This is a genomic window from Methylocystis sp. SC2, from assembly GCF_000304315.1.
Classification (GTDB): domain Bacteria; phylum Pseudomonadota; class Alphaproteobacteria; order Rhizobiales; family Beijerinckiaceae; genus Methylocystis.
This window is the reverse complement of the sequence record NC_018485.1, coordinates 2,645,004-2,670,003: the sequence shown is the minus strand read 5'-3', so window position 1 is coordinate 2,670,003 and position 25,000 is coordinate 2,645,004. Positions and strand designations below refer to the sequence as shown.

At 62.0% G+C, this 25,000-nt stretch carries 25 protein-coding genes, 1 tRNA gene and 1 pseudogene; 9 read left to right on the top strand and 18 right to left on the bottom strand.

Annotated elements, in window-relative coordinates; translation table 11 throughout:
• Positions 1 to 54 precede the first annotated feature (54 nt).
• From BN69_RS12845 to BN69_RS12830, 4 genes are all read right to left on the bottom strand, one after another.
• Positions 55 to 345, bottom strand: a complete 291-nt coding sequence (locus tag BN69_RS12845; protein WP_014892052.1) for a methanol dehydrogenase [cytochrome c] subunit — start codon at positions 343 to 345, stop codon at positions 55 to 57.
• A gap of 68 nt (positions 346 to 413) precedes the next feature.
• The gene (gene moxG, locus BN69_RS12840; RefSeq protein ID WP_014892051.1) at positions 414 to 995 is read right to left on the bottom strand and encodes a cytochrome c(L), periplasmic; all 582 of its coding nucleotides are present in this window, start codon (positions 993 to 995) and stop codon (positions 414 to 416) included.
• A 34-nt stretch (positions 996 to 1,029) separates the two neighbouring features.
• Positions 1,030 to 1,935 (bottom strand): methanol oxidation system protein MoxJ, encoded by a 906-nt coding sequence (gene moxJ / locus BN69_RS12835; RefSeq protein ID WP_014892050.1) that lies wholly within the window; start codon positions 1,933 to 1,935, stop codon positions 1,030 to 1,032.
• Positions 1,936 to 2,045: 110 nt separating this feature from the next.
• Positions 2,046 to 3,920 carry a methanol/ethanol family PQQ-dependent dehydrogenase gene (locus tag BN69_RS12830; RefSeq protein WP_014892049.1) on the bottom strand — a complete coding sequence of 625 codons (1,875 nt, stop codon included), beginning with the start codon at positions 3,918 to 3,920 and terminating at the stop codon, positions 2,046 to 2,048.
• A 218-nt stretch (positions 3,921 to 4,138) separates the two neighbouring features.
• Here BN69_RS12830 and BN69_RS12825 point away from each other — a divergent pair, with 218 nt between their 5' ends.
• Positions 4,139 to 5,116 (top strand): trypsin-like serine peptidase, encoded by a 978-nt coding sequence (locus BN69_RS12825; RefSeq protein WP_244434943.1) that lies wholly within the window; start codon positions 4,139 to 4,141, stop codon positions 5,114 to 5,116.
• Position 5,117: 1 nt separating this feature from the next.
• Here BN69_RS12825 and BN69_RS12820 read toward each other — a convergent pair whose 3' ends face one another.
• Both BN69_RS12820 and BN69_RS12815 read right to left on the bottom strand, forming a co-directional pair.
• A complete protein-coding gene (locus BN69_RS12820; protein ID WP_014892047.1) occupies positions 5,118 to 5,990 on the bottom strand; it encodes a c-type cytochrome in 873 nt (290 codons plus the stop codon).
• A gap of 111 nt (positions 5,991 to 6,101) precedes the next feature.
• A complete protein-coding gene (locus BN69_RS12815) occupies positions 6,102 to 6,755 on the bottom strand; it encodes a pentapeptide repeat-containing protein (protein ID WP_041927371.1) in 654 nt (217 codons plus the stop codon).
• A 156-nt stretch (positions 6,756 to 6,911) separates the two neighbouring features.
• Here BN69_RS12815 and BN69_RS12810 point away from each other — a divergent pair, with 156 nt between their 5' ends.
• From BN69_RS12810 to BN69_RS12795, 4 genes are all read left to right on the top strand, one after another.
• The gene (locus tag BN69_RS12810; RefSeq protein WP_014892045.1) at positions 6,912 to 7,331 is read left to right on the top strand and encodes a DUF3617 domain-containing protein; all 420 of its coding nucleotides are present in this window, start codon (positions 6,912 to 6,914) and stop codon (positions 7,329 to 7,331) included.
• A gap of 247 nt (positions 7,332 to 7,578) precedes the next feature.
• A complete protein-coding gene (locus BN69_RS12805; protein ID WP_244434942.1) occupies positions 7,579 to 8,073 on the top strand; it encodes a DUF302 domain-containing protein in 495 nt (164 codons plus the stop codon).
• A gap of 256 nt (positions 8,074 to 8,329) precedes the next feature.
• On the top strand, positions 8,330 to 9,082 hold the full coding sequence (locus BN69_RS12800) for a hypothetical protein (RefSeq protein ID WP_148277115.1): 753 nt from the start codon (positions 8,330 to 8,332) through the stop codon (positions 9,080 to 9,082).
• Positions 9,083 to 9,218: 136 nt separating this feature from the next.
• The gene (locus tag BN69_RS12795) at positions 9,219 to 10,295 is read left to right on the top strand and encodes an alkene reductase (RefSeq protein WP_014892042.1); all 1,077 of its coding nucleotides are present in this window, start codon (positions 9,219 to 9,221) and stop codon (positions 10,293 to 10,295) included.
• Between the two features lie 151 nt (positions 10,296 to 10,446).
• On the opposite strand, the gene BN69_RS12790 is transcribed toward BN69_RS12795, so the two are convergent.
• The 4 genes and pseudogenes from BN69_RS12790 to BN69_RS12780 form a co-directional block, all read right to left on the bottom strand.
• Positions 10,447 to 11,196 carry a L,D-transpeptidase gene (locus BN69_RS12790; RefSeq protein ID WP_014892041.1) on the bottom strand — a complete coding sequence of 250 codons (750 nt, stop codon included), beginning with the start codon at positions 11,194 to 11,196 and terminating at the stop codon, positions 10,447 to 10,449.
• 291 nt (positions 11,197 to 11,487) lie between these two features.
• Positions 11,488 to 12,450, bottom strand: coding sequence for a PAS domain-containing protein (locus BN69_RS18535; protein WP_148277114.1), 963 nt, complete (start codon positions 12,448 to 12,450; stop codon positions 11,488 to 11,490).
• 146 nt (positions 12,451 to 12,596) lie between these two features.
• Positions 12,597 to 12,748: pseudogene (locus BN69_RS19875) on the bottom strand (transposase); the annotation flags it as partial.
• 18 nt (positions 12,749 to 12,766) lie between these two features.
• Entirely contained in the window at positions 12,767 to 14,578 is a 1,812-nt protein-coding gene (locus tag BN69_RS12780) for a glycosyltransferase family 4 protein (RefSeq protein WP_158491320.1), read from the bottom strand.
• Positions 14,579 to 14,716: 138 nt separating this feature from the next.
• On the opposite strand from BN69_RS12780, the gene BN69_RS20135 reads away from it, so the two are divergent.
• Entirely contained in the window at positions 14,717 to 14,911 is a 195-nt protein-coding gene (locus BN69_RS20135) for a recombinase family protein (protein ID WP_473086664.1), read from the top strand.
• A 257-nt stretch (positions 14,912 to 15,168) separates the two neighbouring features.
• Here the strand turns inward: BN69_RS20135 and BN69_RS12775 are convergent.
• From BN69_RS12775 to BN69_RS12765, 4 genes are all read right to left on the bottom strand, one after another.
• A tRNA-Gln gene (locus BN69_RS12775) sits at positions 15,169 to 15,243 on the bottom strand.
• A gap of 67 nt (positions 15,244 to 15,310) precedes the next feature.
• The gene (gene rpe, locus BN69_RS12770) at positions 15,311 to 15,994 is read right to left on the bottom strand and encodes a ribulose-phosphate 3-epimerase (protein ID WP_014892038.1); all 684 of its coding nucleotides are present in this window, start codon (positions 15,992 to 15,994) and stop codon (positions 15,311 to 15,313) included.
• Positions 15,995 to 16,005: 11 nt separating this feature from the next.
• On the bottom strand, positions 16,006 to 16,098 hold the full coding sequence (locus BN69_RS19870) for a type II toxin-antitoxin system YafQ family toxin (protein WP_244434941.1): 93 nt from the start codon (positions 16,096 to 16,098) through the stop codon (positions 16,006 to 16,008).
• On the bottom strand, positions 16,088 to 16,270 hold the full coding sequence (locus BN69_RS12765; RefSeq protein ID WP_014892037.1) for a hypothetical protein: 183 nt from the start codon (positions 16,268 to 16,270) through the stop codon (positions 16,088 to 16,090). The genes BN69_RS19870 and BN69_RS12765 overlap by 11 nt, the downstream gene beginning before the upstream one ends.
• 197 nt (positions 16,271 to 16,467) lie before the next feature.
• On the opposite strand from BN69_RS12765, the gene BN69_RS12760 reads away from it, so the two are divergent.
• Both BN69_RS12760 and BN69_RS12755 read left to right on the top strand, forming a co-directional pair.
• On the top strand, positions 16,468 to 17,130 hold the full coding sequence (locus BN69_RS12760) for a class I SAM-dependent methyltransferase (protein WP_014892036.1): 663 nt from the start codon (positions 16,468 to 16,470) through the stop codon (positions 17,128 to 17,130).
• Between the two features lie 243 nt (positions 17,131 to 17,373).
• Positions 17,374 to 18,162 carry a class I SAM-dependent methyltransferase gene (locus tag BN69_RS12755; RefSeq protein WP_014892035.1) on the top strand — a complete coding sequence of 263 codons (789 nt, stop codon included), beginning with the start codon at positions 17,374 to 17,376 and terminating at the stop codon, positions 18,160 to 18,162.
• Positions 18,163 to 18,237: 75 nt separating this feature from the next.
• On the opposite strand, the gene fba is transcribed toward BN69_RS12755, so the two are convergent.
• From fba to BN69_RS12740, 3 genes are read right to left on the bottom strand one after another with little or no spacing between them, the layout of a single operon-like run.
• A complete protein-coding gene (fba, locus tag BN69_RS12750) occupies positions 18,238 to 19,320 on the bottom strand; it encodes a class II fructose-bisphosphate aldolase (protein ID WP_014892034.1) in 1,083 nt (360 codons plus the stop codon).
• Between the two features lie 19 nt (positions 19,321 to 19,339).
• A complete protein-coding gene (gene tkt / locus BN69_RS12745) occupies positions 19,340 to 21,364 on the bottom strand; it encodes a transketolase (RefSeq protein WP_014892033.1) in 2,025 nt (674 codons plus the stop codon).
• The gene (locus BN69_RS12740; RefSeq protein ID WP_014892032.1) at positions 21,361 to 22,236 is read right to left on the bottom strand and encodes a phosphoribulokinase; all 876 of its coding nucleotides are present in this window, start codon (positions 22,234 to 22,236) and stop codon (positions 21,361 to 21,363) included. Before BN69_RS12740 ends, tkt begins: the two co-directional genes overlap by 4 nt.
• A gap of 819 nt (positions 22,237 to 23,055) precedes the next feature.
• Between BN69_RS12740 and BN69_RS12730 the strand changes: the two genes are divergently transcribed.
• Complete coding sequence (locus BN69_RS12730; protein ID WP_014892030.1) at positions 23,056 to 23,673, top strand: LysE family translocator; 618 nt, start codon at positions 23,056 to 23,058, stop codon at positions 23,671 to 23,673.
• A gap of 250 nt (positions 23,674 to 23,923) precedes the next feature.
• Here BN69_RS12730 and BN69_RS12725 read toward each other — a convergent pair whose 3' ends face one another.
• Positions 23,924 to 24,937: an AraC family transcriptional regulator gene (locus BN69_RS12725; protein WP_014892029.1), complete on the bottom strand. Its 1,014-nt coding sequence runs from the start codon at positions 24,935 to 24,937 to the stop codon at positions 23,924 to 23,926.
• Positions 24,938 to 25,000 lie beyond the last annotated feature (63 nt).

Sequence of the window (25,000 nt, the reverse complement as noted above, 5' to 3'; positions counted from 1 at the left end):
ACGCCGGCACCAGATCGTGGCCGCTAGATCATCGCGCTTTTGTCGCGATGAAACTCATTGAGCAATCTTACTCACGTCATATTCCCACTTGCCGGTCTTCTTGAAGTTCTCGACCCGCTTCTTGTTGCGTTCTTCCATGCCCTGAATTGACGCCTGCTGTTTGGCGATTTCCTTCGGGTCGTGTTTGGGATCGTATTTCGACCCCTCGACCTTGTCCGGGAAGCCTGGCTTGGGCTCCCAGCAATTTCCGGGCGCCTTGCACTTGGTGCCGTCATAGGCGAGCGCGCTTCCGGCGCTGAATAGAATGCCGACGGTGAGCGCCGCGGCGAAATGCATCTTACGCATCCCTGCTTCCTCCTTTTTGCGAGGCTTGCGCCTCGGTGTTTGCGCCTCCGGCGACGGCGGCGTGGGACTTACTTCGCCTTTTCCTGACATTTGCCAGTCGGGTTGTCCGGCAGCGACTCATGGCCGGCGTAAGGCTTGAAGGTCTTCTGCTGCTCGGCAGTGAGCCAGCTCGCCTTCTCCGGCGCTTCCTTGAAGAGATGTCGGATCCAGGCCATGACCTTCAGCATCTCGTCGAGCGTGAGGTTCTGGTACTGCGGCCCCATCGACGCCTGGCCGCCGCCATAGATCGTCGAGAACAGCCCTTCGTCGGTTTCGTTCTGCGGATAGGTCCAATAGGCGTCGTTGAGGCCGGGGCCGATCTTTCCTTCGGCGAGGTGGCCGTGACAGCCGGAGCAGGCGGAAAGAAAGAGCTGTTCGCCCAATTTCAGGCAGCTCGCGTCCTCATTATAGGGATTCTTGCCCGACGCCATGAATTCCTTGACGCCCGCGGTGTCTCTTCCCTCAGGCAGCGCGTCATTGAAGTTCAACACCTCGCCCGTGATCGTGTTGCGGAATGTGATCCCTGCGGTCTGCGCGATGGCGCCGAGAGCAACCAGAGAGGCCGCAGCGCCAATGAGGGACAGGGAAACGCTTCTTTTTTTATTCGACACGTATTTCGTCCTGTTTTCGTTTGCGCGCGGCGCATCACTGGGTGACGGGAAGAAGTGGAACGCCTTCCGCTTTGAGAATGTCTTCGATCTTTGGCCGAGCGGCGACGAGCGCCTGATCGATTTCAGCCAGCAAGGCCTTGTCGTCGCGCCGCACCGCGACCGATTGATCGAAGCGCTGCGGCACTTTTTCGCCATTGCTCTTCGCCGCATCGTCTTCAATCAGCGTCATCCGCAGCGGCGCCGACGACGCCTTGACGTAACGCGCGACGTCGGGCGCGAAGCCGACCGCGACATCGGCGGCGCCGCTGATCACCTCCCCGACCATGCGGGCGGGATCGATCTGCGTGTATTGATTGCGCGCGGATTTGAAATTCACCAGCGAATAGAGATAGGCCATGTTATCTTCATACTGGCCCATGTCCTTGAGCAGCGTTTCGCCCGGAGAGCCGAAAGCCACGGCGATGTGACCAAGCTTCTTCAGGCGTGGATCGGACCAGGATTTGATGTCGAGGTCGCGATCAGCGCGACTGACGAAGACATAGCCGGTGCGATAGTAGGGTTTCGACGTCGCGACGCGCGGATCGCCGGTATCGAGCCCGATGACGACGTCGCAGAGCTTCTTGTCGAGAGAATCGCGCACGAGATAGATCGCCGGCTGCTGCGACCAGACGAATTGGGCCTTACGCTTCATGGCGTCGGCGAGCGCAACGCCGATCTTGTTCTCAAGTCCCGAGCCGTCTTCCATCGAGAGCGGCGGCTGGTTCTTGGCCGCGCAGATGCGAAGCGTACTGGGATCGGACGGCCATGCCGTCGAAGAGGTCGCGGCGTTCGAGACGGCGTCGCCGGAAACGCCGAGCGAAGCGCCTTCTGCGCTCATCGCCGCAAGAGCGACGAAGACCGCACAGCATGCGCCGACGGGAAAGCGAGTGAATCGCGACATGACTTTCTTTCCGTGATCATTTCGATCGCCTGCTCGAACGCATGGGGGCGCGTCCGAACAGGCGTCTCGTAACCGCCTTAGGCGGATGCGATCGATGGAACGAACGGCGATTAGTTCGCCTTGTATTCGCCCACGCTCAGATCGTCGTAGGGGCCTTTGCCGTCGAGCGAGAACACCATCACGCCGCCGCCCATCTGCGTGTAGTTGGCGAGTTGCTTGAAGGCGCCGACCGCGCCGAGACCGGCCGTAGGATCCTGGAGGTCGAACACGAGGCCGACGCCCGGCCAACCGCCGACGCCATACATGATGGCGAGATATTCGACGCCCTTGTGCTGGTAGACGATCGGATGTCCGATGACGCCGGACGGCAGCTTGAACTTCCACAGCAGTTCGCCGGTGTCGCTGTGACGGGCCTTGATGAAGCCGTCGAGCGTTCCGTAGAAGACGACATTGCCGGCGGTGGCGGCGGTGCCGCCCCAAACAGCGAAGCGCTCCATCTTCTCCCATTTGAACTTGCCGGTGATGGCGTTGTAGGCCTTGATCTGGCCGAGGCCTTCACCCTTCTGACGGTCGCCCTTCGGCCCCGGGAACATATTGAGCGTCGCGCCGACGAAGAACTGACCCGCGCGATAGGGAAGCATGAAGGGCTCCCAGTCCATGCAGATGTGGTTCACGCCGAGGAAGAACAGCTCCTTGTTGGGATCATAGGAGTCGAGGCCCTGGTTGTGATAGCCCATCGCCGAGGGGCAGATGTCCTTCGCGAGATGATCCATCCGCGTGCCATATTCCGGATCGCGCACCGGCAGACCGCTCTTCAGATCGACCTTCTTGAAGACATTGACCGTGTCATCGATCTTGTCGGCGGAGACCAGCGTGCCGTCGGTGCGGTCCAGCGTGTAGACGATGCCGTTACGGTCGGGATGGGTCAGCAGCTTGCGCAGCTTGCCGTCCTTGTCCTTCTGCTCGCTGAGCATCATGAAGTTGATGCCGGCGTAGTCCCATTCATCATGCGGCGTCTTCTGATAGCCGAACTTCGCCTCGCCGGTGTTGAGGTCGCGGCCCCAAATGGTCATCGTCCATTTGTTGTCGCCGGGACGCATGGTCTCGTTCCACGGCGCCGGATTGCCGCTGCCGTAGTAGACGAGATTGGTGCCCGAATCATAAGCGAACCAGCCCCAATTGGTGCCGCCGCCGATCTTCCAGGCGTCGCCTTCCCAGGTCGCTGTGCCGAGGCCCTTCTGGCCATAGTGCGGATTGGCCTTGTTGAAGTCGTCGCCGATCAGCACATCCGAATCCGGACCGGTCGCATAGGCGCGCCACTTCTGCTCGCCGGTGCGCACGTCATAGGCGGTCATGTAGCCGCGCACGCCCAGTTCCGCGCCCGAGCTGCCGATGAGCACAATGTCCTTATAGATGTGCGGCGCGACGGTGAGCGTGGAGCCGACCTTGAAGTCGGAGTTTTCGATCTTCCAGTATTCCTCGCCAGTGTTGGCGTTCAGCGCGACGACATGGCCGTCGAGCAGCGTCTTCACGATCAGCGCGGGCGCCTTGCCGTCGCCAGGCCAATAGGCGAGACCACGGTTGACGATGTCGCAACAGGCGACGGCGCGCGCCGCGGCGTTCTGCTTGGGCTTATGCTGCCAGAGAATGCGAGTCGGATCGTCGAGGCTGAGCGCGAAAGTATTATTGGGGAAAGACGTGTGAACATACATTTTGCCGTCGACGACGATCGGCGAACCTTCGTGACCGCTGAGCAGACCGGTCGAAAACGACCAGGCGACCTTTAGGTTCTTGACGTTATCAGCGTTGACCTGGGTCAGCGTGCTGTAGTGGTTGGAGCTGTAGTTCTTGCCCTGCATGGCCCAGTTGTCTTCGCTCTTCGTCAGAGCTTCGAGCTTATCCTCGGCAGTCGCAGCGGACATCGTCACGATCGGCGCCGCGATCAGCACGGACAACAGGGACACGGAATTCAGCAATTTCCTCATCGACGAGTCCTCCTGCAACCTCGCCCGGACGCCTTCACGGCGTCTTCGATGGCGACGTCGCCCCGCAAATAGACGGCAAAATGCAAGCCGCCATGGTTCATTGACGGTCGCTTATTCTCGCTGCGCGTTCGCGCGCAAATTCGAGAGACGATCCGCCGGCATATAAGTTTAAGCGCAAGGCCGAGTCTTCACGATTTATCGGTAATGTGTCTCGGGAAATGTTGGTATATCTGTTACCAATATGTCCCGGCGCCGTGGCGCTTGACGCAAAATCGCACACAGATTTTGTTGAAGGGCGATCATCCCCTCCTCAGCAGAAGCGTCGAATGCCGAAATCTCTTGAGCCAATGTATTCGCCTGCGCGCCGCCATCGCCTGTTCGCTCCGGCGGACCTGCGCTCGTTCGCACTTCCTACCATCCTGATCATGCTCATGCTGCTCTGCGCGACGCTGGCGCGCATCGGCGCGCAGACAGGCCCTGCCGCGCTTTACAGCGACGACAAGCGCCAGGCGATGACCGACGCTGACGCCAGTCGCTTTGCCGGCGCCGGCGTGCTCATGTGCTACTCTGATTTCGGAACGCTGGAGCGTGCGGCGGCGGCTTGGCTCATCGGGTCGCATGACCTCGTCGTGATGAACGCGCATAATTTCGTCGACCGGCGTCTCGCCCCGACGCATCCGGTGACGAACTGTTTCTTCAGGATCGCGGGCGGCGATTACTATTTCAATGAGGACAGCCTGCGCATCGGCGCATCCGTCGAATCGAAGGCCCTGCACATCACCGACGACTGGGCCTTGCTGCGCCTGCTGCAGCCGACGCCCCAAGACGTCAAACCGCAGCCCGCGCCCGAAGCGAGCGATATCGCCACGGGCGCACGCTTCAAGGTCGTGATGGTCTCGCCGGCCGGACATTCCAATTCCCGCCTCATGGCCACCACTGAGTCATGCGATGTTTATCGCGTCGACGAACCCACAGAAGGCCACACTCGTCGCGTGCGTCACGACTGCAATGACGGCTATGGCGGCTCGGGTTCCGGCCTGTTCACCGAAGACGGCCGTCTGATCGCCATGCACAGCGCTTCGCTCGACATGAATCAGAAGCGGCCTTTCGATATCGAAACGCATTTCGGTTCGGCGATGCTTTTCGAAGGCGAACTCGCCGAGGCGATCCGTGACGCCGCGTCGAAGCCGCGTTAGCTCATTCTTTTGGCGGAATCGTCCGTATCCAGGCGACGAGCGCATCGAGATCATCGGGCGACATTTTCGAAAAATGCGCCTTGGAGAGCGTCGACATCGGCGGCCTCAGCGGCGCGCCGTCACGCGCCACGCCTTGTGTGATCGCGCGCTTCAACTCGTCGTCGGACCAAGCGCCGACGCCCTTTGCCGGATGCGACGTGATGTTGGAGGCGACGACGACGCCGGCGGCGTTGCGGAAGGTTTTCCCGCCCGCGCCGAGACGATCTTGATAATCGGGCGCGCCGTCGATTTCCTCGCTGTGGCAAGACAGGCAGCGGGCAAGCGACGCGACATAGAGGCCGCGCGTGTTTTTGTCGGCAAGAGACGCTTCATCGAAGGGCGCCGCCGCTCCGGGCATCGGGTGGGGCGCCCATTCGCCGCTGCGCTGCTGCGGCGCCTGAAGCGGCGCGCGGATCGGCGTCGCCGAGCGCAGAAAGGCGATGATCGCGTCGAGATCGCTTGACGTCAGCGGCTTATAGGAGTCCGACGGCATGACGGGCGCAAGGCGACCCTTCCGGCCGACGCCGTCGATAATGGCGGCGCACAATTCTGCGTCGGTCCACGCCCCGACTCGGGTGTCCTTATCCGGCGAGATGTTGGAGCCGCGCACGACATAGGATTTGTCGGAAAATGTCTGCGCGCCGCCGCTAAAGCGATTGGAGAAATCGTAGCCCGCCGCGCCGCGCGGCGTATGGCAGTTGTCGCAGGCGGCCAGCGCGTCGACGAGGTAGCGGCCGCGTTCGATTTCGCCTGCATCGGCCGCAGGACCGATCAGGCAGAAGGCGAGCAGAGCGATTGGCGCCGCCGGACGCAATGGCGAATCTTTGGCGCTCATGATGCAGACGCGCTGTTGGCGGATACGGGGCGGTTAATGCAAGCTTCTCTGTGCGTCTCACGGAAATATTCCCGCACTGGGCGGGACATTTCGGCAAGGACGCCGCAAGCCTCAGCGCCCGAGAGAAAGATTCGAGCCATCGAGGACCGCATAGTCGAAGCGTGCGCCGGAGACGATCGCCGCGGTGAAATTGGCGCCAGTGAGAACCGCATGCGTGAGATTGGCGCGCGTAAGGTCCGCCCCGTCGAAATTGGCGTCCGGGAGTTCGGCGCGCACGGGCGCCATGCCCTGATTGGCGGGATCGGCGCCGAGATCCGCGTCGATCAGCTTCGCATTGCGGAAGTTCACGCCCTTCCCGCCGCCAATGATGCGCGCATTGGAGAGGTCGGCGTCGGCAAATGTCGCGCCGTCGAGAAGCGCGGCATAGAGCGTCGCGGCGTTCATCCGCGCGCCCGAGAAGTCGGCGTTCTGCAAATCGGCGCGCGTGAAATTCGTCGCCGACAGATCGGCCTTCGCCAGCTTCGCGCCCGCGAGCTTGGTGGAGAAGAAGTCTGCGCCATGCAGGTTGAGGCCGGACAGATCGACGCCTGAGAGATCGAGATTTGAAAGATCGATCGGCTCACCATGCGCTTCGGCGAGCTTTTGTTCGATCTCTGCCCGACTACTCTCCGCAGCTGAGGCCCACAGCGGCGCCGCGATGGAAAGAAGCGCGCTCGCGGCGATGAAAAGGTCGCGACCGATCCACTTCTGATTGGGCGACCTCATCACGCGAATCCCCGGCATATGGCTCTGCAAAGCTATGTAGGGCGGCGCAAAGACGCAACAGGACAATCTCCTGGACACGCAGGGAAATAGCGGCAGGCATGGCCTCGGCGCCGGCAGGACGTAGATCGCCATGCGCTTTCACGATAAGGAATGGAGATGCAACGCGCGCAAATTGTTTTCCCCGGTCTCGTCGTCGCTCTCTTGTTTTTGGCGGGCGCGCGTCCGCCCGCCGTGGCGAGCGACGCGGAATTGCCAAAGCGCCGGCCGGGCCTGTGGCGCATTTCGACGATCTCGCCGGAGATCGGGCTGCAAACCAATGACGTCTGTATCGAAGACGGCGACAGCATCATCGGCGCCCAGGACGAAAGCTGCGCGAAGCCTTCTGTCGCGCACGCGAATGATCAGATCATCGTCACCATCGAATGCGGCCCGAAGGACGCGCGTGACGTCACGAGTCTGCTGTTCACCGGCGATTTCCAGAGCTGGTATCGCGCGCAGTCGAAAACGACGGCGCGTTCCCATCGCTCGGGCTTCACGATCGACGCGAAATTTCTGTCCGAACGCTGCACGAACTAGCCGCCCCCGACAAGCCCAGTCGGGACTGCGGCGCCGAAAGCCCTGCTCTGGCGAGATAGCCGGCGCAGGCGAGGCCGTTCCTTTCCGGCTCCGATGACGATGCCGTCATAGGTCTTAGGCATTGGCTCCGTTTGACTGGGCGAATCCCGCACGCATCTTTCCGGACTAACCTGCGGACCGGGCCGTTTCAGCCTCAGCGTTCGATGATGTTCGCATTTCAACTGCAACGCCACGAACAGGAGATAGCATGATGACGAAAGCACAGATCACGTCAAAAACAGTCGCCATCAGGCACATCAAGATTCGCTCGGCAAAGACGTTTGCGCAGGTTCGTGAAAAATTCGAAGCTGCGCTGCCAAAGCTCGATGCGCAAATCGTCGAACAATTAAACAAGGGCGACGAGCAAGCGGCCAAAGCGTACGGAGACGCCGGGCCCAAGCTATCGATTTTCCTTGTCCGGGACCATGGCGCGTTATTGCAAATCGCCGGAGGACGCCGCAATGCGATTCAATACGAGATTGGCAATCCCTTAACCGCATCCAAAATGACGCGTCACCGTCTTGCCGCTGCTCTCTATGCGCCGCTACGCGTCGTGCTGTTTGAAGATGAAGATGGGAGGTCGGTCTTTGAATATGACCAGCCCTCATCGCTCTTCGGGCAGTTCGACGATGAACGCGTAACTGAGGTCGGCCGATATCTCGACGCCGCGCTTGAAGCTGCATTGCTCCAGGCGGCCGCTTAGAGGCGCTTCCCGATCACATGGAATCATGTGATCGATGAGGAATCGCTCAAAATCGAAACGTTGGAGCAGGTTCTCATCGAAAAAAGTCTGTCAACTTTTTCGGAACCTGCTCCAAGACGGCGCGCGCTTGGTATGCCGACGCAATCCTCGTTTATCTTCTTTCTTGCCCGTCTCAGCGAGATCCACCGGGGGATGACGAACGTCCCTGATCGGGTGGAGTCGTGGGAGGCGTCCGCCGCTCGGCTCGATATTTGTCGTGCAAACCGTCGAGCGTGCGATTGACGAAGCTATGGAACTGCGTCGCTTTCTCGATCGGCGCCGTGAAGATGGCGATCCCAAAACCTATCGCCGCGGCGATCAAAGCGGTGATGACGAGAGACACGAACCCGTACACGATCGTCTGAACGGTCCCGCGACCGCGCGCCGAACGGACGTCGGCATGACTGTCGTATCCTTGAGCGTCTCTTACAACCTCCGGAGCATTTTGCTCGAAAACCTGCTCCTGGGCGTGCAAGATCGTTCCCTCCTCTTGCGGTTCAAACGCCTCTTGGACAAATTGCGGTTGATCGATCTCGCGCCAGTGCGCAGGACTCTGATCCGGAGCGACGTCGTTCGCGGCGCCTACAACGATCTGTTGCTGCTCTTCCTCTCGCCGGGCGCGCGCCGCGGCCTCGACGCGTTCAGATCGCCGGCGTTCTTCTTCTCTTTGTTCCATGGCGGCGAGTCTTTGCTCCAAAGCGGCAAATCGTTTTTGCAGAGCAACGATCGTCCACTCGCTGCGCAGCGTCTCATTGTCACGCGGCGGCGCCTCGGCGGGGGCGAGCCGAGCCGCATCGCCCTGCGCTCTTCCACGACGATTTTCTTCTCTACGACGCTCTTCCTCCCTTTGTTTGAATGCGGCGAGAGTCCAGTCGCTGAGAAGGGTCTTGCTCATCTTTCACTCCAGTCTCTCGGTGTTCGCCAGATCAAACACCTCGCGGGGCATTGTCAGCATCGTAAAATCCCGTAGAAACCTTCAGGCGCGTCTCAACGGTTCAAAACTTAAGGCTGGGTCGATGTTTGACATTTGTAAAGATCGGCGTGCGGCGCCGAGCAAGTGAACCCCTTCCGATCAAATTACGTCCTCCCCTAGGCAGAGCATCCGAATGTCGATCTTGTTTCCGCCCGTGCGTCTCGGCGAGATCGAATTGCCGAACCGCATCATCATGGCGCCGCTCACCCGCTGCCGCGCCAGCGAAGGGCGCGTTCCCAACGCGCTCATGAAGGACTATTATGTGCAGCGCGCCTCCGCCGGCCTCATCCTCACTGAAGCAACATCCGTCACGCCGATGGGCGTCGGCTATCCCGACACCCCGGGGATTTGGTCGGACGCGCAGATCGAAGGATGGAGACGGATCACGGAGGCGGTCCACGATTCTGGCGGCCGGATCATGCTGCAGCTCTGGCATGTCGGCCGGGTGTCGCATCCGATCTATCTCGACGGCGCATCTCCTGTGGCGCCAAGCGCGATCGCGCCGGCCGGACATGTGAGCCTGTTGCGTCCCTACCAGCCCTATCCGATTCCCCGCGCGCTGACGCTTCCCGAGATTGCGGAAATCGTCGAGGCCTATCGGCGCGCTGCGGAAAACGCCAAGTCGGCCGGCTTCGACGGCGTGGAGTTGCACGGCGCCAACGGCTATCTGCTCGACCAGTTCCTCCAGGACAGCGCGAACAGGCGAACGGACCGCTATGGCGGTTCGGTCGAAAACCGCGCGCGCCTCATGCTTGAAGCGACGGACGCCGCTATCGCCGTCTGGGGACCCGGCCGCGTCGGCATGCATCTGGCGCCGCGCGGCGATTCCCACTCGATGGGCGATTCCGACCCGAAGGCGACCTTCGGATATGTCGCGCGTGAACTGGGCAAGCGGGGCGTCGCCTTCATCTGCGCCCGCGAACATGCGGGGCCCGACGCGCTCGGGCGCGTTCTCAAGGAGCAATTCGGCGGCCCCTATATCGTCAATGAGGGCTATACCGCAGAAACAGCCGAAGCGGCGATCGTCGCGGGCGACGCCGACGCGGTGGCGTTTGGCAAGCTCTACATCGCCAACCCCGACCTGCCCGAGCGTCTTCGCCGGCATGCGGCGTTGAATGAACCCCAACCGGCGACCTTCTATACGAAGGGTCCGGTGGGCTACACGGATTATCCGGCCATGAGCGCGTCCCAATCACATGGAATCATGTGATCGATAAGGAAATCAAAATGGTGCGGCGGGTTCTCAGCGAAAAGGCCCGTCGACTTTTTCGGAACCTGCTCTCTAACGCGCGAGATCATCAGGGGCGCCGCCGAAACCCCATCCGCATTCGGCCGGCTGGCGGGGCCTTAGCCGGAGAGGCTCACCGGCGCGCCACTTTGGCGGGAAGAACGACGACTCGGGTTCCAGGGGTCGCTTTTTGGTAGAGATCCATCGCGTCCTGATTGATCATCCGGATGCAGCCAGACGATTGGCTCTTCCCGATTGTCCATGGCTCATTCGTCCCGTGAATGCGAAAGAGCGTATCTCGGTCCCCCTGCCAGAGATACATCGCGCGGGCCCCTAGCGGATTGCCGGGACCGCCATGCATGCCAAGACCGCTCTGCAGCTCGACCAGCTGCTTTTTAAGGTCGGGCCTGCGTTCGATCATTTCTTTCGGCGGATACCAGTCAGGCCATTCCTGCTTACTCTTGATCGTCGCTTCCCCTGACCAGGCGAACCCGTCGCGTCCGACGCCGATGCCATAGCGGGTCGCCCGGCCGCCCGCCTCGACGTAGTAGAGATAGTGCCCGGCGGGATCGACCACGATTGTGCCTGGAGCTTCTCTGGTCGAGTAGGCGACGTTCTTGCGATGGAATGCTGAATCGACCTGGCCCGGTCTGACCGCTGGAACGATGAAGCCGGCGTCTTTCATTTCGCCATAGAGGTTGCCCTCCTGGACGGGGACTGCGTCGATGCTTCCCGCCGGCGCGGCAGGATCACTGCGAGGCGTCGGCGCAACCGCGGAGGCGCTCAGTGTCGGGCGCGTCTGCGTGCTGGCGCATCCGGCAAGACCCGCTCCCGCCGCCGCTGAGGCGAATATGATCAGGATATGACGGAATTTGGAAGGCATCGGCGATCCCCGTCCTCGGCTGCTTGCGCCAATATAGCCAAATCCGCGCCGTTAACCAATTCGCCCGGCGGCTCGGCTTCGCGGGCTCGGCGGGACCGATCACTTTGCAGACGTCTGATCGGGCCAGGGCTTGGGGGAACGCCGGCAGTGCCGCTGATCTCTCGAGCAGGCTCCCAAAAAGTTGACAGACTTTTTCGACGAGAACCTGCTCCAACGTTTTGATTTTGGGCGATTCCTGATCGATCACATGATTCCATGCGATCGACCAGCGCTCAGGTCCGCCGTCGCGCCTTAGCCCCGCTTTGGTTCAAGGCAAGACAACTCCTCCAGCAGATCGAGGAGCGCTTCAAATCGGACCGGCTTGGTCAATAGACCGTCGAAGCCGACATCCTTAACGAGCTGAACCGTGCGCTCGGCGCGCGAAGCGCTGAGGGCGACGAGAGAGATTCTATCGCCTTCGGTGCGACGGATCAGATCGACGACGTCCAGATACGGCATGCCAGTGTCCAGAAACACCAGCGGCGGCTTAAATTCATTCAGCGCGGCGAGGCCGCCCGCGCCGCTGTAAGCAAGCCGGACACGGACCCCGAACGTTCCAAGCAGCAGCGCAAGCGCGTCAGCGGCGTCACGATTGTCATCGATCACGAGAGCCCTGAGCGACGGGCTTGCGTTCGCGGCCGTGCGGGCGGACGCCGCTTGCAATGAGGGCCTACCGCGTTGCGCGGTGACATCATGTGCGACCCCGATCATGCGAAGCGGACGCCCTCGCTGGTCTCGCTCGACGACCCCTCGTTCGCGGTACCATGTTGTCATTCCATCCGGACCAAGGATTCGGATTTCGGTCTCGAACCGTTCAGTCTCGCCGAGCAGCGCTGCTTCGATATCTGCGCAAAATCGCGCTCGATCGTCCGGATGGACAGCATCCCGCACCGCGGCAAAACGGCTGAACATGCCTGCGCTCGAGGATGTGTCGGAGTCAAAGGGATCAAACCGCCGCACGATGTCCCGCACGATGTCCCACTCAAAGCTGATCATGGGAACCGCGCGCAGCGCCAGGCGCAGCGCAAGTTCATTGCGTCGCGCCCGTTCGTCATGGGCGGCCTTAAGTCTCAAATTCGCTTTCCGCCCCAGCTGCGTCATTGCAGCCTTGTCCGCCGTAATCTCTTGATAGTTATCATAGATCGGTCTTTCCCAGGGACGGCCGGGTTGAAATGTTAGTGCAATATCAACCCGCTGGCCAGCGGGCGCCGCCAATGACGACGTCAGCTGCGCGACCTTGTTCCGCCCCAGCGCGCTTCGCCTTTCTCTTCCGAGTCAACATAATTGCAAAACGCTCTAGCTGTGAGGTTTCTATAGGTTGTCCATCCGGACGTCGGCGCGTCTCCATGGCGCGTCTAACGAGCGGCTTTTCGCATCAAGTGTTTGAGTTTTGCGAAAACCGGCCCGATGGGATTTGAGTCCGGGCTGCGGGGCGACAGGAAGAAGCGCTTGGCTCCGGCGGCCCGAACGGCGTCGCGTAGGGTTTGCCCTTGTGGCTACCGAGGTTGTCGAGACGACATGTCGCCCTCGCTCAGCGTAGGAATCTGCCCAGAACACGGCTGATCCAGTGCGTGTCCAATTCGAGTCTGATCTCATGAAGAAAGACAGCTATTTCTCTAGAGTCATCTCCGAAGCCGACTGCTTGCGGCGACGTCGGCGCTCGGTGAATTAGCTGGATCTCGGCTAGCCTTCCCTCTCGCCTCATCGAAACATCTACCGTGCGGAGCGCTCGGGCGTGGACATCGAAATCCCAAGAGGCGACTTCTCGGCCGTTGATTACGACATCCGTCTTTTGACGGTGTCCTGGCGGAACAAACGGCGTCAAATCAAACGTTATCCTCAAATTTTTCGTTCTTCGTCGCATTTTTAATTTGATCACGGAAACCGTGCCGTCGCTCCAGACTCCGTCCGGCTCGGTTTGATGCCATCCGCTCCGGGCATGGCTCCAACATTGAACTGGGTCGGAAAAGTCGATGACGGCCCCCTTCTTCAACTCCCAGCGCGCATATTGTTCCGCGCCCGCGAGACGACCGGGCTTCCCATTCACCATCGAGGTTAGGGTTTGTCTAAAATCACTCAGCACATCGGAGATCGACGAGATTGCAGAGGCCTTTTCCGGTCCTGAGAAGCGTCTGTGCCAAGAGCCCTTGCGCTCGCGTTCCAAGTCTTGTCCGGACGGCGCCGCTGTAAAAAGAACGTCCGCATATTCGCGTATCATACGATCCTCGCCAAACAAGCGCATAGCACGCTCCCTGGCGCATTTTCCCATGCCGAGACGGGCTTCCAAATTTCGCTGCATGAACGTCATCGCGTCCGCGATAGCGGCGACGCAAGCTGCTTCTGACCAAGAAGGCGATGGAACCAAAATTCCCGACGACTGGTCGATCTGCTCGGGGATGCCGTCGACATCCGTCGCGATCACCGGACAGCCTTTCGCCATGGCCTCAATGATCGACAACGGCATGCCTTCGGCGCGGGAGGTCAAAACAAAGACGTCGCTGGCTTCTAGCAATTTTGGGATATCGTCGCGAGGTCCCAGAAAGATAACATGGTCGGACAACGCCTTTGTCTCGATAGCCTTTTGAAGTTCGCGAACATGACCTGTCCCACCGCCTCCGGCCAGAAGAAGACGGATCCCGGAAATGCCGCCGCTCTTTCGGATTCGCTCGAGAGCCTCAAGACATAGAATTTGCCCCTTGCGCGGTTCGACCCGTGCGGCCGTCGAAAAGACGAGTTCGTGGTCTCCGATCGCCAGCGCTTTCCGTACCGCCCGTCTAACTTCGTCTCCAGCCCGGAGAAAAAACTGGTCTGGGCAACTATTGGCGATCGCATATCGGTGGCCGCCTATCTGAGGAAACAACGCTTCGAACCTGAGCTTGCTCGCATTCGAAACGAAGATGATCGCATGAGCCCCTTGCATCGCTTCGATCGCCTGCTCGCGCAACTGCGTAAAGCGCTCCAAACAATCGGCGGACAAGAGATTGATTGCGGTCACGTAAGGGATCGCCCGGCGCTTGGCCGCCTCTTTAAGAGCCAGGAGCGACCAGATCTCCGCAGCTTCGATCAAAAGCAACATTTCCGGATCGGCATTTTCGAGAAGCTCTTCCGCTTCAGAAAATGCAAATGTCGACCTCTCCAAATTTCCTTCAGAGACTTTGTAATCATGCATCCGAACGCCAGCGGTTGCGATAGCGATGCGCGATGCCGCGTTCTTCGAGTTGAATGCGCAAGCGAACTGCACATCGAAAAATCTGGTCAGTCCCGATACAAGCTGCTCCGACACACGGTAGGTGCCCCCGACATTGGCGTCGTCGGTGACGATCAGGAGACGTGATTTTTTCATATTCCAAGAATCGACTATTTGGCTCTGACTCATATGTGGAACGGCCGGATTGGCGAGGCGCTTCGTGAGAAGTGAACTCCGCGGGACGGTGCAGTCATATGTCCGGCCTTTGTGTGGGGGCATTGACGGCTGGCCACGATGCGTTCCGCGATATCGGCGACTCTAATCCGCCAGATTGCCGACGCCCTGAATGCCCGAGGCGCTCCGACCGCGCGCGGCGGCAGGTGGCATCCCATGACGGTACGGAATGCGCTGGCTCGCGCTCAAAGAGCATTGCAGGTTAGGAATGAGACTAGAGCAGGTTCCGAAAAAGTTGACAGACTTTTTCGATGAGAACCTGCTCCAACGTTTTGATTTTGAGCGCTTCCCGATCACATGATTCCATGTGATCGAAAAGGATTCGCTCTAGGTTGCCTAGCTCGTTGCTTCCGTCCAAGTTCGCCGACCGCGCATCCTCGGCACATCCCGCGAATCAGAGCCAAGCCCCGCCCTGAGAAGCGATCGCCGCTCCAAATGGACCGAAGCGGTAGCCTGATGGTAGCCAGGGCATCCGGTTCGAAATAGAGCCACCACTTAGTTATTGATTTTTTTGGCTGGGGCGGGAGGATTCGAACCTCCGTATGGCGGAATCAAAATCCGCTGCCTTACCACTTGGCGACGCCCCAATGCGCAGGTGAGGCGATAGCGCGCCCCGCCGCGACAATCAACTGCCGGGCGGCGCGGCGAAGCCGCTCACACGGCGATCGCGCCGGCGCTCGCCGCCGCCCGCCGCAGCGCCGCGATATTGTCGGCGTAGCAGAGCTGGCCGCCGCGGAAGGCGGCCGAGCCCGCGACCAGAATGTCGGCGCCGGCTTCGACGATCTGCGGCGCGGTCAGCGGCGTCACGCCGCCGTCGACCTCAAGATGGATCGCGCGCCGTCCGATCATCTCGCGGATCGCGCGAATCTTGCCGAGCTGCGATGGGATGAAGCTCTGGCCGCCGAAACCCGGATTGACGCTCATCACCAGGATCAGATCGATATCGTCGAGCACATATTGCAGCGCGCTCTCATGCGTCGCCGGATTGAGCGACACGCCGGCTTTTTTGCCGAGCGCGCGGATCGCCTGCAGCGAGCGGTGGAGATGCGGGCCGTTTTCGGCATGGACGGTGATGACGTCGGCGCCGCTTTCTGCGAAAGCGGCGATATAGGGGTCGACCGGCGAAATCATCAGATGCACGTCGAGCGTCAGGGTCGTCATCGGCCGCAGCGCCGCGACGACGCCTGGCCCAAAGGTGATGTTGGGCACGAAATGCCCGTCCATCACATCGAGATGCACCCAGTCGGCGCCGGCCTCGGCCATCGCGCGCGTCTCCTCGCCCAGCCGCGCGAAGTCGGCCGAGAGAATCGAGGGGGCGATGAGAATGTCAGGCGGCAAGTCGTTTGGTCCTACTCGTCGAAGAGATCGGCGTGCGTTCCGGCGCCGGCAAGCTTCAATTCATCGCCTTCGATGCGATAGCGCAAGAGCCAGTCAGAGGCCAAGGTCTTCGAACAGGGATTCGCCGGTATCGAAACGCTCGCCTTTCCTCTCGGCCAATTCGTTCATCACTTCGACGCTTTCGGCGTTGGGCGCGCGGGCTTCGAAAGGCGGAGCGGCGGCGCGCCGTTTGGTCTCTGGGTCTATCCTGGCCTGGACGATGTCATCTGCCGACATGGGGCGCCTCCTGGCGGTTCCATGGCATATTAGCCCCGGGATGGGGGTATTCAAGATTCGATCGGCTTCCGGCCGGCAAGGGCGGTCAGATGCGGGCGGGCAGCGGCCGCCAAAGCAAAATTAGCGCTGGCGACGGAGCATGGAGACTCAATGGTTCGAGCGACCAAGTCACAGGCGAGATGCAATCGAGCGCTCCAATGACCGATCCGAGCGAGGCGCAGGTCGCCAGCTGGTCCGAAAACGCCGAGCGATGGACGGAGGCGGTGCGCGATCAAAAGATCCCCAGCCGCCGCGAGGCGACCGACGCGGCGATCCTCTCGGCGGCGCGCGCCGGTCGGATCGGAAAGCTGCTGGACGTCGGTTGCGGCGAGGGGTGGCTTTGCCGGGAATTGCGCCGAGACTGCGTTGAGGTCGTCGGCGTCGACGCTTCAAGCGAACTCGTCGCGCGCGCCCGCGAAGCGGGAGGGGCGAATTACCTCGTTCTGAGCTACGCGGAGCTTGCCGAAACGCCTGCGACGGTCGGAAAAGATTTCGATACGATCATCTGCAATTTTTCGCTGCTTGACGATAGGGCGGAGGCGCTGCTCGGCGCGCTCGCGACGATCGCCGACGCCGAAGCCAGACTTCTCATTCAAACGCTTCATCCGCTCGCGCTGACGCCCTATGAGGACGGATGGCGCATCGAGCGCTTCGAGGGATTTGGCGAGCCAGGCTGGGCGCCCATGCCGTACTACGCTCGAACGCTCGCCTCGTGGATCGATGCGCTTGCGCCAAATTGGGCGTTGAAGAAAATCATGGAGCCCAGAGCGCCGTCGGCGCAGACGCCCGCCTCGCTGCTGCTGATTTCGGAGCGTTGCTGAAAGCAGTTTGCAGGGCCGACAGTCGGATCGGACTGATTTCAATCTCCGCCGACTCGGAAAAATCGCCGTCGAATGCGAAGTTCCATAATTTCGTTGGGCTGCCGAATTTTCAGTTGACTGTTCAGGGTTGGTTTGAGATGTGCAGCGACATGGCTCCGCTGTGCAAAGTCCTCCGACTTAGCTGACCGGCCTTCTACGGAAGGTCGGTGATCGTCGTTTGCCCTTCCCTTCGGAGCCAATTCCATGACCCGCAAAATCGCTTCCGCGCATGATCGCGCGATCGTCGACCAATTCACCAGACAAGCGCCCGGCTTCGCGACCAAGCCGGAACTGCACGCCGACGATGTGATCAAACTGGTCGTCGACGCCGCGGCGCTCAATCGCGACGGCGCCGCCATCGACCTTGCGTGCGGCCCCGGCTCCGTCGCCTGCGCCCTGGCCGAACGCGCCGCCCATGTGGTCGGCCTCGACTCGACGCCGGCGATGCTCGATCAGGCGCGCCAACGCGCCGCAAGCCGCGATCTTTCAAATGTCGAATGGATCGAGGGCAGCATTTACGCTGCGCCTTTCGACGACGGCGCATTCGCGGCGGTCGCCTGCCGCTTCGCCTTTCATCATCTTACGGACCCGCCGAAGGCTTTCGCCGAGATGGCGCGGCTGACGGCTGCGGGCGGCCGCATCGTCCTCTGCGACGGCTTTGCATCCGATGATCCGGCGAAAGCGCTCGCCTTCAACGCCATGGAGCGCTTTCGAGACCCTTCGACCATGGAATTCCGGACTCTCGCCTATCTGAGGCGGCTGTTTGTCGACGCGGGTCTTGGCGAACCGGAGGCGCGGATGTTCCAGGTGCCCTATCTCGCCGCCGATCTCGTCAACGCCTCTTTCCCTGAAGGCGACGACCGCTCGGGGCTGTTGGCCTTGATTGAGAGCAGCGTCGAGGGCGACGCGCTCGGCATGGGCGCGCGGCGCAGCGACGAAGGCGTCGTCGTCTCTTATCAATCGGTCGTGCTGAGGGCGGTCAAGCCGTCCTGACCCTGCGGCCGCTGACGGGGCTGGCCAAGGAGGCGTCTGCGATGCGTCCTTGGTCTGCCCCCGAGCGCAGGCAAGCTACTCCGCCGCCTTCTTGCTCGCGAATTGCGGATCGAGCGCGCCGCTGGCGTAGCGCTTGGCCATTTCGGAGAGCGGGATCGGCTTGATCTTCGAGGCCTGGCCCGCGGTGCCGAATTCCTCATAGCGCTGCTTGCAGACCGCGCGCATCGCCTCCATCGCCGGCTTCAGATATTTGCGCGGATCGAACTCGCCCTTGTTCTTGCCGAGGACGTCGCGGATCGCCGCCGTCATGGCGATGCGATTGTCGGTGTCGATGTTGATCTTGCGCACGCCATATTTGATGCCGCGCTGGATCTCGGCGACCGGCACGCCCCAGGTCTGCGGCATCTGGCCGCCCGCGGCGTTGAAGGCGTCCTGCAGCTCCTGCGGCACCGACGACGAGCCGTGCATCACGAGATGGGTGCTCGGCAGGCGTCGATGGATTTCCTCGACGACCTTCATCGCCAGAATGGCGCCGTCGGGCTTGCGCGAGAATTTATAGGCGCCATGCGAGGTGCCCATGGCGATCGCCAGCGCGTCGACCTTGGTGCGGGCGACGAAATCCTCGGCCTGCGCCGGATCGGTCAGAAGCTGGTCGTGCGAGAGCTTGCCCTCGGCGCCGTGGCCGTCTTCCTTCTCGCCCATGCCGCTTTCGAGCGACCCCAGCACGCCAAGTTCGCCTTCGACGGAAGCGCCGACCCAATGCGCCATGTCGACCACATTGCGGGTGACGCGCACATTATAGTCGTAGTCGGCGGGGGTCTTGCCGTCGGCCTTGAGCGACCCGTCCATCATCACCGAGGTGAAGCCGAAGCGGATGGCGGTGGCGCAGGTCGCTTCGGCGTTGCCGTGGTCGAGATGCATGACGAGCGGAATGTCCGGCCAGATCGCGGCGAGCGCCTCGATCATCTTGGCGAGCATGATGTCGTTGGCGTAGCTGCGGGCGCCGCGCGACGCCTGGATGATGACCGGCGCGTCGACCGAGGCGGCCGCCTCCATCACCGCGAGGCCCTGCTCCATATTGTTGATGTTGAACGCCGGAACGCCGTAGTCGTGCTCGGCGGCGTGATCGAGCAATTGCCGCAGGGTGATGAGAGCCATTTGTCGCCTCCGCTACGTCTTATGTCTTAACTAGCGTCCGAGCAGATTGAGCCACAGCCTCGGCCGTGATTCCAAAGCGCTTGTAGAGTTCGCCCGCCGGCCCGCTCGCGCCAAAGCCGGTCATGCCGATGAAGGCGCCGCGCTCGCCGATCCAGCGGTCCCAGCCGAGCCGCGCCGCGGCCTCGACCGCGACGCGCGGGGCGCCGCCCAGCACTTCGGCGCGATAGGCCTCGGACTGCGCCTCGAACAGCTCCCAGCAGGGCATGGAGATCACGGCCGCCTTGATTCCTTGCGTGTACAGAATGTCGGCCGCGGCGAGGGCGATTTCAACCTCGGAGCCCGTGGCGAGCAGCGTGACGTCGCGCTTTCCCGCCGCTTCACGCAGCACATAGGCGCCCTTGGCGGAAAGGTTTTCGGCGACGGACCGCTCCAGCGTCGGCAGATTCTGCCGCGACAGGCTCAAGACGGAGGGCGTATGGCGGCTGGCGAGCGCCAGCTCCCAGCATTCGGCGGTCTCGATCGCGTCAGCGGGACGGAAGACGTTGAGATTCGGCATGGCGCGCAACGCCGCGAGATGTTCGATCGGCTGATGGGTCGGGCCGTCTTCGCCAAGGCCGATCGAATCATGGGTGAGCACATAGATGACGCGCAGACCCATCAGCGCCGAGAGGCGGATCGCGCCGCGGGCGTAGTCCGAGAAGACCAGGAAGGTGCCGCCATAGGGAACGAAGCCGCCATGCAGGGCGATGCCGTTCATCGCCGCCGCCATGCCAAATTCGCGCACGCCGTAATGGATGTAGCGGCCGGAAAAATCGTCCGGCGCGACCTCTCCCATGCCCTTGGTGATGGTGAAGTTCGAATGGGTGAGATCCGCCGAGCCGCCGATCGTCGCCGCCATCGCGGCGTTGATGACGCCCAGCGTCATTTCCGAAGACTTGCGGGTCGCGACTTTCGGCTTCTCCGCGGCGAGCGTCGCCCGGAACTCGGCGAGGGGCGTCGCGACCTCTGCGGCGACGTCGCCCTTCATGAAAGCCTCGAAAGCGGCGCCCTTCGGCGAAGCGGCGCGTCGCGCCTCCCAGGCGTCGCACGCCTTCGCGCCGCGACGACCCGCCGCCCGCCACGTCGCCAGAACCTCGTCCGGCAGTTCAAAGGGCGCATGCGGCCAGACGAGCGCCTCGCGCGCGGCGTCGATCTCCGCCGCCCCGAGCGGCGCGCCGTGGCAGCTTTCTTTGCCCTGCTTGGTCGGCGCGCCATAGCCGATGAGCGTGCGGCAGCCGATGAGCGAAGGCCGCGGATCGGCCTGCGCGGCGGCGATCGCCTCGGCGACGGCTTCCGGATCATGGCCGTCGATAGGGGCGACATGCCAGCCGGCGGCGGCGAAACGCGCCATCTGGTCCATCGAGGTCGCGAGGCTCGTCGGCCCGTCGATCGAGATCGAATTGTCGTCCCAGAAGACGATCAGTTTCGAGAGCTTCAGATGTCCGGCAAGGTCGATCGCCTCATGGCTGACGCCTTCCATCAGACAGCCGTCGCCCGCGATCACATAGGTGAAGTGGTCGACGAGTTCGTCGCCGAAGCGCGCCGCCGTGAGCCGTTCGGCGATCGCCATGCCGACCGCGGTCGCGAGCCCCTGGCCGAGCGGGCCGGTCGTCGTCTCGATGCCGGCGGCGTGGCCATATTCGGGATGGCCGGCGGTCGGCGAGCCGAGCTGGCGGAAATTCTCCAGCTCCTTGCGGCCCATGCCCGGATAGCCGAGCAGATAGAGCAGCGCGTAAAGCAGCATTGAGCCGTGGCCGGCCGAGAGCACGAAGCGGTCGCGGTCAGCCCAGTCGGGCCGCGCGGCGTCAAATTTCATGAAACGCTGGAACAGCACGGTCGCGACGTCAGCCATGCCCATCGGCATGCCGGGATGGCCGGATTTCGCCTTCTCGACCGCGTCCATCGCCAAGGCGCGTATGGCGTTGGCGCTATGCGTCGGACCGGATTTTGCGCCGGCCGCCGCCGCGGAGGCCTCCTTGGCCGCCGTCAATATAGTGTCGTTCACGTCACGCCTTTCCTGCGTCTGACCAGTTCGAGGATCCTTGGAGTAAGGATCAGCTGCATTGCGAGATCAAGCTTATTGCCTGGAATGACGATGGAATTGGCGCGCGACATCCAGCTTCCCGCGATCATCGCCACAAGATAGGGAAAGTCCACCCCTCGCGGATCGCGAAAGCGAATGACGACGATCGATTCGTCGGGCGTCGGAATCGAGCGGGCGACGAAAGGATTCGAGGTGTCGACCGTCGGCGCGCGCTGGAAATTTATGTCCGTTTCCGAGAATTGGGGACAGATATAATGCACATAATCGTGCATGCGCCGTAGAATCGTCTCGGTGACGGCCTCGGTCGTGTAGCCGCGCGAATGCCGGTCGCGATGCAGCTTCTGCGTCCACTCCAGATTGATCACCGGAACGACGCCGATCTTGAGATCGGCGTAGCGCGCGACATTGACGTCATCGGTGACGACCGCGCCGTGCAGCCCTTCATAGAACAGCACGTCGGTATCGGCCGGCAGTTCCTCCCAATCGGTGAACGTCCCGGGCGGCACGCCAAGCCGCGCCGCCTCGTTTTCGTCATGGGCGTAATGGCGGTAGCGGCCTGAGCCCGTCTCGCCATATTCGCGAAACAGCGTCTCGAGTTCGGGCAGCAGATTGGCTTGGGGACCAAAATGGCTGAAATTCTGGTTTCCCACCGCATGCGCCTCGGTGAGCTTGGCCTTCATCTCCTCCCGATCGTAGCGATGGAAGCTGTCGCCCTCGACATAGGCGACCTCGATGCGCTCGCGGCGGAAAATCTGTTCGAACGTCGCCTTGACCGAACTGGTGCCGGCGCCGGACGAGCCGGTGATGGAGATGATCGGATGTCTGACCGACATGGGCGCGCGACCCGGACCCTACGAGCAAGGCGAACTGGACGGCCTGCGGCGGGCCGGCCGACCGCGGGGGCTCCGCCGGCTTGTCGCACGGCGCGCGGGCAAAGGAAAGGCTCCCGCTCTCCCTGCGGGCGCTGGGAGGCGCGACGGCGTGGGACGGCGGCGCGCGCAGACGTGTCGGCTGCTGCTCGTAGCGGGCGCGCCTTGCCGGCGCCGGTTGCGGAATGGTTGAGAGCTCTCCGCCGGCTTGCGTCGGCGACGCGCCTATTGACAGCCGACCGTTCGGCGTGACATTGGCTTCATATGATCATCATCGCGACTCTCGGCCAATTTCTTTGGTGGCGCTCTTTCTGAAGAGCGGCGCGTCGTCATTTCATGAAGATCGACCATCGCCGCCGTGATTCCGCGGGCGTGGTCCTACTCTCTCCAAAATTCCTCGATCCCAGCGGCGGTGCGGCGGCTCCTGTAACTGGAGAGCGCCATGAACTTGTCCGAGTTCGTTCCGCGGGGACGAAGCTTTGCGGAATATCGCGCAATGTTCGCGCTGTCCGACGCAGATCTGCGAGGACGGGCGCTGGGTTGCGGAGATGGGCCCGCCAGCTTCAACGCTGAAGCCACGGCGTTAGGCGCGCACGTCATATCTGTCGATCCCATCTACATGTTCGGCGCCGTCGAGATCGAGGCGCGGATCGTCTCGACAGTTTCCGAGATAATGTCTCAGCCTCGCGCTGGGACCGCGCGGCCGAGCCGCTGCAACAACCTGAATCCAGCATCCGCAACGAGGCTGGGCGGGCCGACAGGGGAATCGAAAGTGAATATGCCATGACAATGACTTCGCTCATCCTTTACGCCGGCGCCTTGACGCTCGCGGCCGCAACGCCCGGACCTGCGATCGTCTCGATTATCGCGACCGCGATGACCAAAGGCTGGAAGGCCGCCTCGGGATTGGCGCTGGGCGTCGCGATCGGCGATGCGCCCCTGGCGATGTTTGTGCTGTTTGGATTGGCGTTCGTCGCCCAGTCCCTGGGATGGATGTTCCTGGCGATCAAGGTCGTGGGATCCGCCTATCTGGTTTGGCTCGGATTGAAACTGTGGCTGTCTTCGACGAGCAATGAGCCGCAGGGTCCCGATAGCAGCAGCGCTGGGTTCGCTCGAAATTTGGCCATGGGAGTTATGATTTCACTCGGCAACCCAAAGGCGATGCTTTTCCATGCGGGAATGATTCCCCTGCTCCTCGATATGAGCCATCTCACGATGGTCGACGCGCTCGTCGTCGCCCTGATCATCCTATGCGTTGATCTGACCGTCTGTTTTGCATACGCGTTTGCAAGCTTCAGGGCGCGCGGGTTCTTTCATTCGCCGCAGCGCATCAAGCTGATGAACCGAGCCGCGGGTTCAGCCATGATCGGAACAGGCGTTCTCGTCGTCTCTCGAACTTGATGCGAGACGCATATCGTCGAGCCGGCTGGTCCGCTGCACGCGCGTCGTTGATCGCGGCCTCTGACGCACGCAGAACCGACGCGCCTTACATGGTCATGGCGCGCTGAGTCATGACGCGAGATTTCGAATCCGCGCATAATCGGGCGATATCCGCTCAATTCACCGCGCAGGCGTCTGGCTTCGCCGCTGGTCGACGCTTTCTTGCGCGAGCTGCGAACGCAGCGAAGATGATGACGGCGGAATTAAACGCTCATCCGCCAGGCTTCGCCAGATCCCGCCATCGACTGGGGGCCACTCCGCTCCAGCGCTCGAAGGCGCGGCTGAAATGCGCGGAGTCACGATAGCCGAGCATCAAGGCGATCTCGGTGATCGACCAGGATTGGCATAACAGACTCATCGCCCGTCGTTGCAGTTTATTCTTCAAGAGATCGGAGAAGCTCAGCCCGGATTCGGCGAGCCGGCGCTGCAGCGTTCGCTGCGATAAGCCCGCCCGACGAACAATTCGGGAAAGGTCGGGGCGACCGTCGAGAAGCTCAAGATCGATCAAGGCGCCGACATTGCCCGGCATGTCATCCGGATCCGGAATGTCGAAGATGCGATCGAGTTCGTCGGCGCTGAGACCTCGATTCGCATCGAGATGCGGATTCACGGCCATCAGCAGCCGTTGATCGAAAACGATCGCGCCGGGTCTGTCGCAGATTACCGTATCGACGCCCATCTGCTCGTCGATGCGACGCCGGGCGTTGGCGGGCAGACCCCCAACTACGATTCGATTTGGCAGCCAGCCCGCGCCGACGAAATGGCGGATCATGACGATCATGTACCAGAGCGCGAGAATCTCGTTCTGCGGACGTCCATCCGTAGCGGGGTCGGCTAACTCATATGACCAGTGCACGTCGTCGCCGTCTCGTCGGACGGTGAGCCGCGTCGCGCTCTGCATCATGTGCGGCAGGCTTGTTCCCGCGCGATGGATCGCTTCCAACAAGGTGGGCGCTTGGATGACCCACTTGCCATAGACTCCTAAGCCCGCGATCGACGTCTGGCGGCCGAGCCGGGCTGCGAAAGCCTCGTCCCGCAATTCGCGCGAGCAGATCGCGAGCAGCCGGAAATGGTCGCGCAGAGGCAGAAGCGTGTCCGGCGATTCCAGCAAACCGAGGGGAAGCTCGGCGCGGCGAAAGACCCGCTCGATCGAGCCGCCGTTCGCGGCGACGACGTCCGCGATCGGTCCGAGCGTGCTCGCGCGCGTATATCCCGTTCGTCGCATCGATTGCCCTCGCGCGCCACCAAACGTCGGTTTTCGGCATGTCCTGGCATGCAGTTCTTCGGC

Bases quoted from the DNA above. Each gene is read 5' to 3' on its own strand.
- fba (WP_014892034.1), bottom strand. From the start codon at position 19,320: ATGGCTCTCATCACCCTGCGGCAATTGCTCGATCACGCCGCCGAGCAC.
- BN69_RS12815 (WP_041927371.1), bottom strand. From the start codon at position 6,755: ATGAGGTCGCCCAATCAGAAGTGGATCGGTCGCGACCTTTTCATCGCC.
- BN69_RS12805 (WP_244434942.1), top strand. From the start codon at position 7,579: ATGATGACGAAAGCACAGATCACGTCAAAAACAGTCGCCATCAGGCAC.
- BN69_RS12755 (WP_014892035.1), top strand. From the start codon at position 17,374: ATGACCCGCAAAATCGCTTCCGCGCATGATCGCGCGATCGTCGACCAA.
- BN69_RS12810 (WP_014892045.1), top strand. From the start codon at position 6,912: ATGCAACGCGCGCAAATTGTTTTCCCCGGTCTCGTCGTCGCTCTCTTG.
- BN69_RS12780 (WP_158491320.1), bottom strand. From the start codon at position 14,578: ATGAAAAAATCACGTCTCCTGATCGTCACCGACGACGCCAATGTCGGG.
- BN69_RS12725 (WP_014892029.1), bottom strand. From the start codon at position 24,937: ATGCGACGAACGGGATATACGCGCGCGAGCACGCTCGGACCGATCGCG.
- BN69_RS12830 (WP_014892049.1), bottom strand. From the start codon at position 3,920: ATGAGGAAATTGCTGAATTCCGTGTCCCTGTTGTCCGTGCTGATCGCG.
- BN69_RS12740 (WP_014892032.1), bottom strand. From the start codon at position 22,236: ATGTCGGTCAGACATCCGATCATCTCCATCACCGGCTCGTCCGGCGCC.
- BN69_RS12760 (WP_014892036.1), top strand. From the start codon at position 16,468: ATGACCGATCCGAGCGAGGCGCAGGTCGCCAGCTGGTCCGAAAACGCC.
- BN69_RS12820 (WP_014892047.1), bottom strand. From the start codon at position 5,990: ATGAGCGCCAAAGATTCGCCATTGCGTCCGGCGGCGCCAATCGCTCTG.
- moxJ (WP_014892050.1), bottom strand. From the start codon at position 1,935: ATGTCGCGATTCACTCGCTTTCCCGTCGGCGCATGCTGTGCGGTCTTC.
- BN69_RS12845 (WP_014892052.1), bottom strand. From the start codon at position 345: ATGCGTAAGATGCATTTCGCCGCGGCGCTCACCGTCGGCATTCTATTC.
- BN69_RS12765 (WP_014892037.1), bottom strand. From the start codon at position 16,270: ATGTCGGCAGATGACATCGTCCAGGCCAGGATAGACCCAGAGACCAAA.
- BN69_RS12790 (WP_014892041.1), bottom strand. From the start codon at position 11,196: ATGCCTTCCAAATTCCGTCATATCCTGATCATATTCGCCTCAGCGGCG.
- BN69_RS12825 (WP_244434943.1), top strand. From the start codon at position 4,139: ATGTTGGTATATCTGTTACCAATATGTCCCGGCGCCGTGGCGCTTGAC.
- BN69_RS12730 (WP_014892030.1), top strand. From the start codon at position 23,056: ATGACAATGACTTCGCTCATCCTTTACGCCGGCGCCTTGACGCTCGCG.
- BN69_RS12795 (WP_014892042.1), top strand. From the start codon at position 9,219: ATGTCGATCTTGTTTCCGCCCGTGCGTCTCGGCGAGATCGAATTGCCG.
- BN69_RS20135 (WP_473086664.1), top strand. From the start codon at position 14,717: ATGCGTTCCGCGATATCGGCGACTCTAATCCGCCAGATTGCCGACGCC.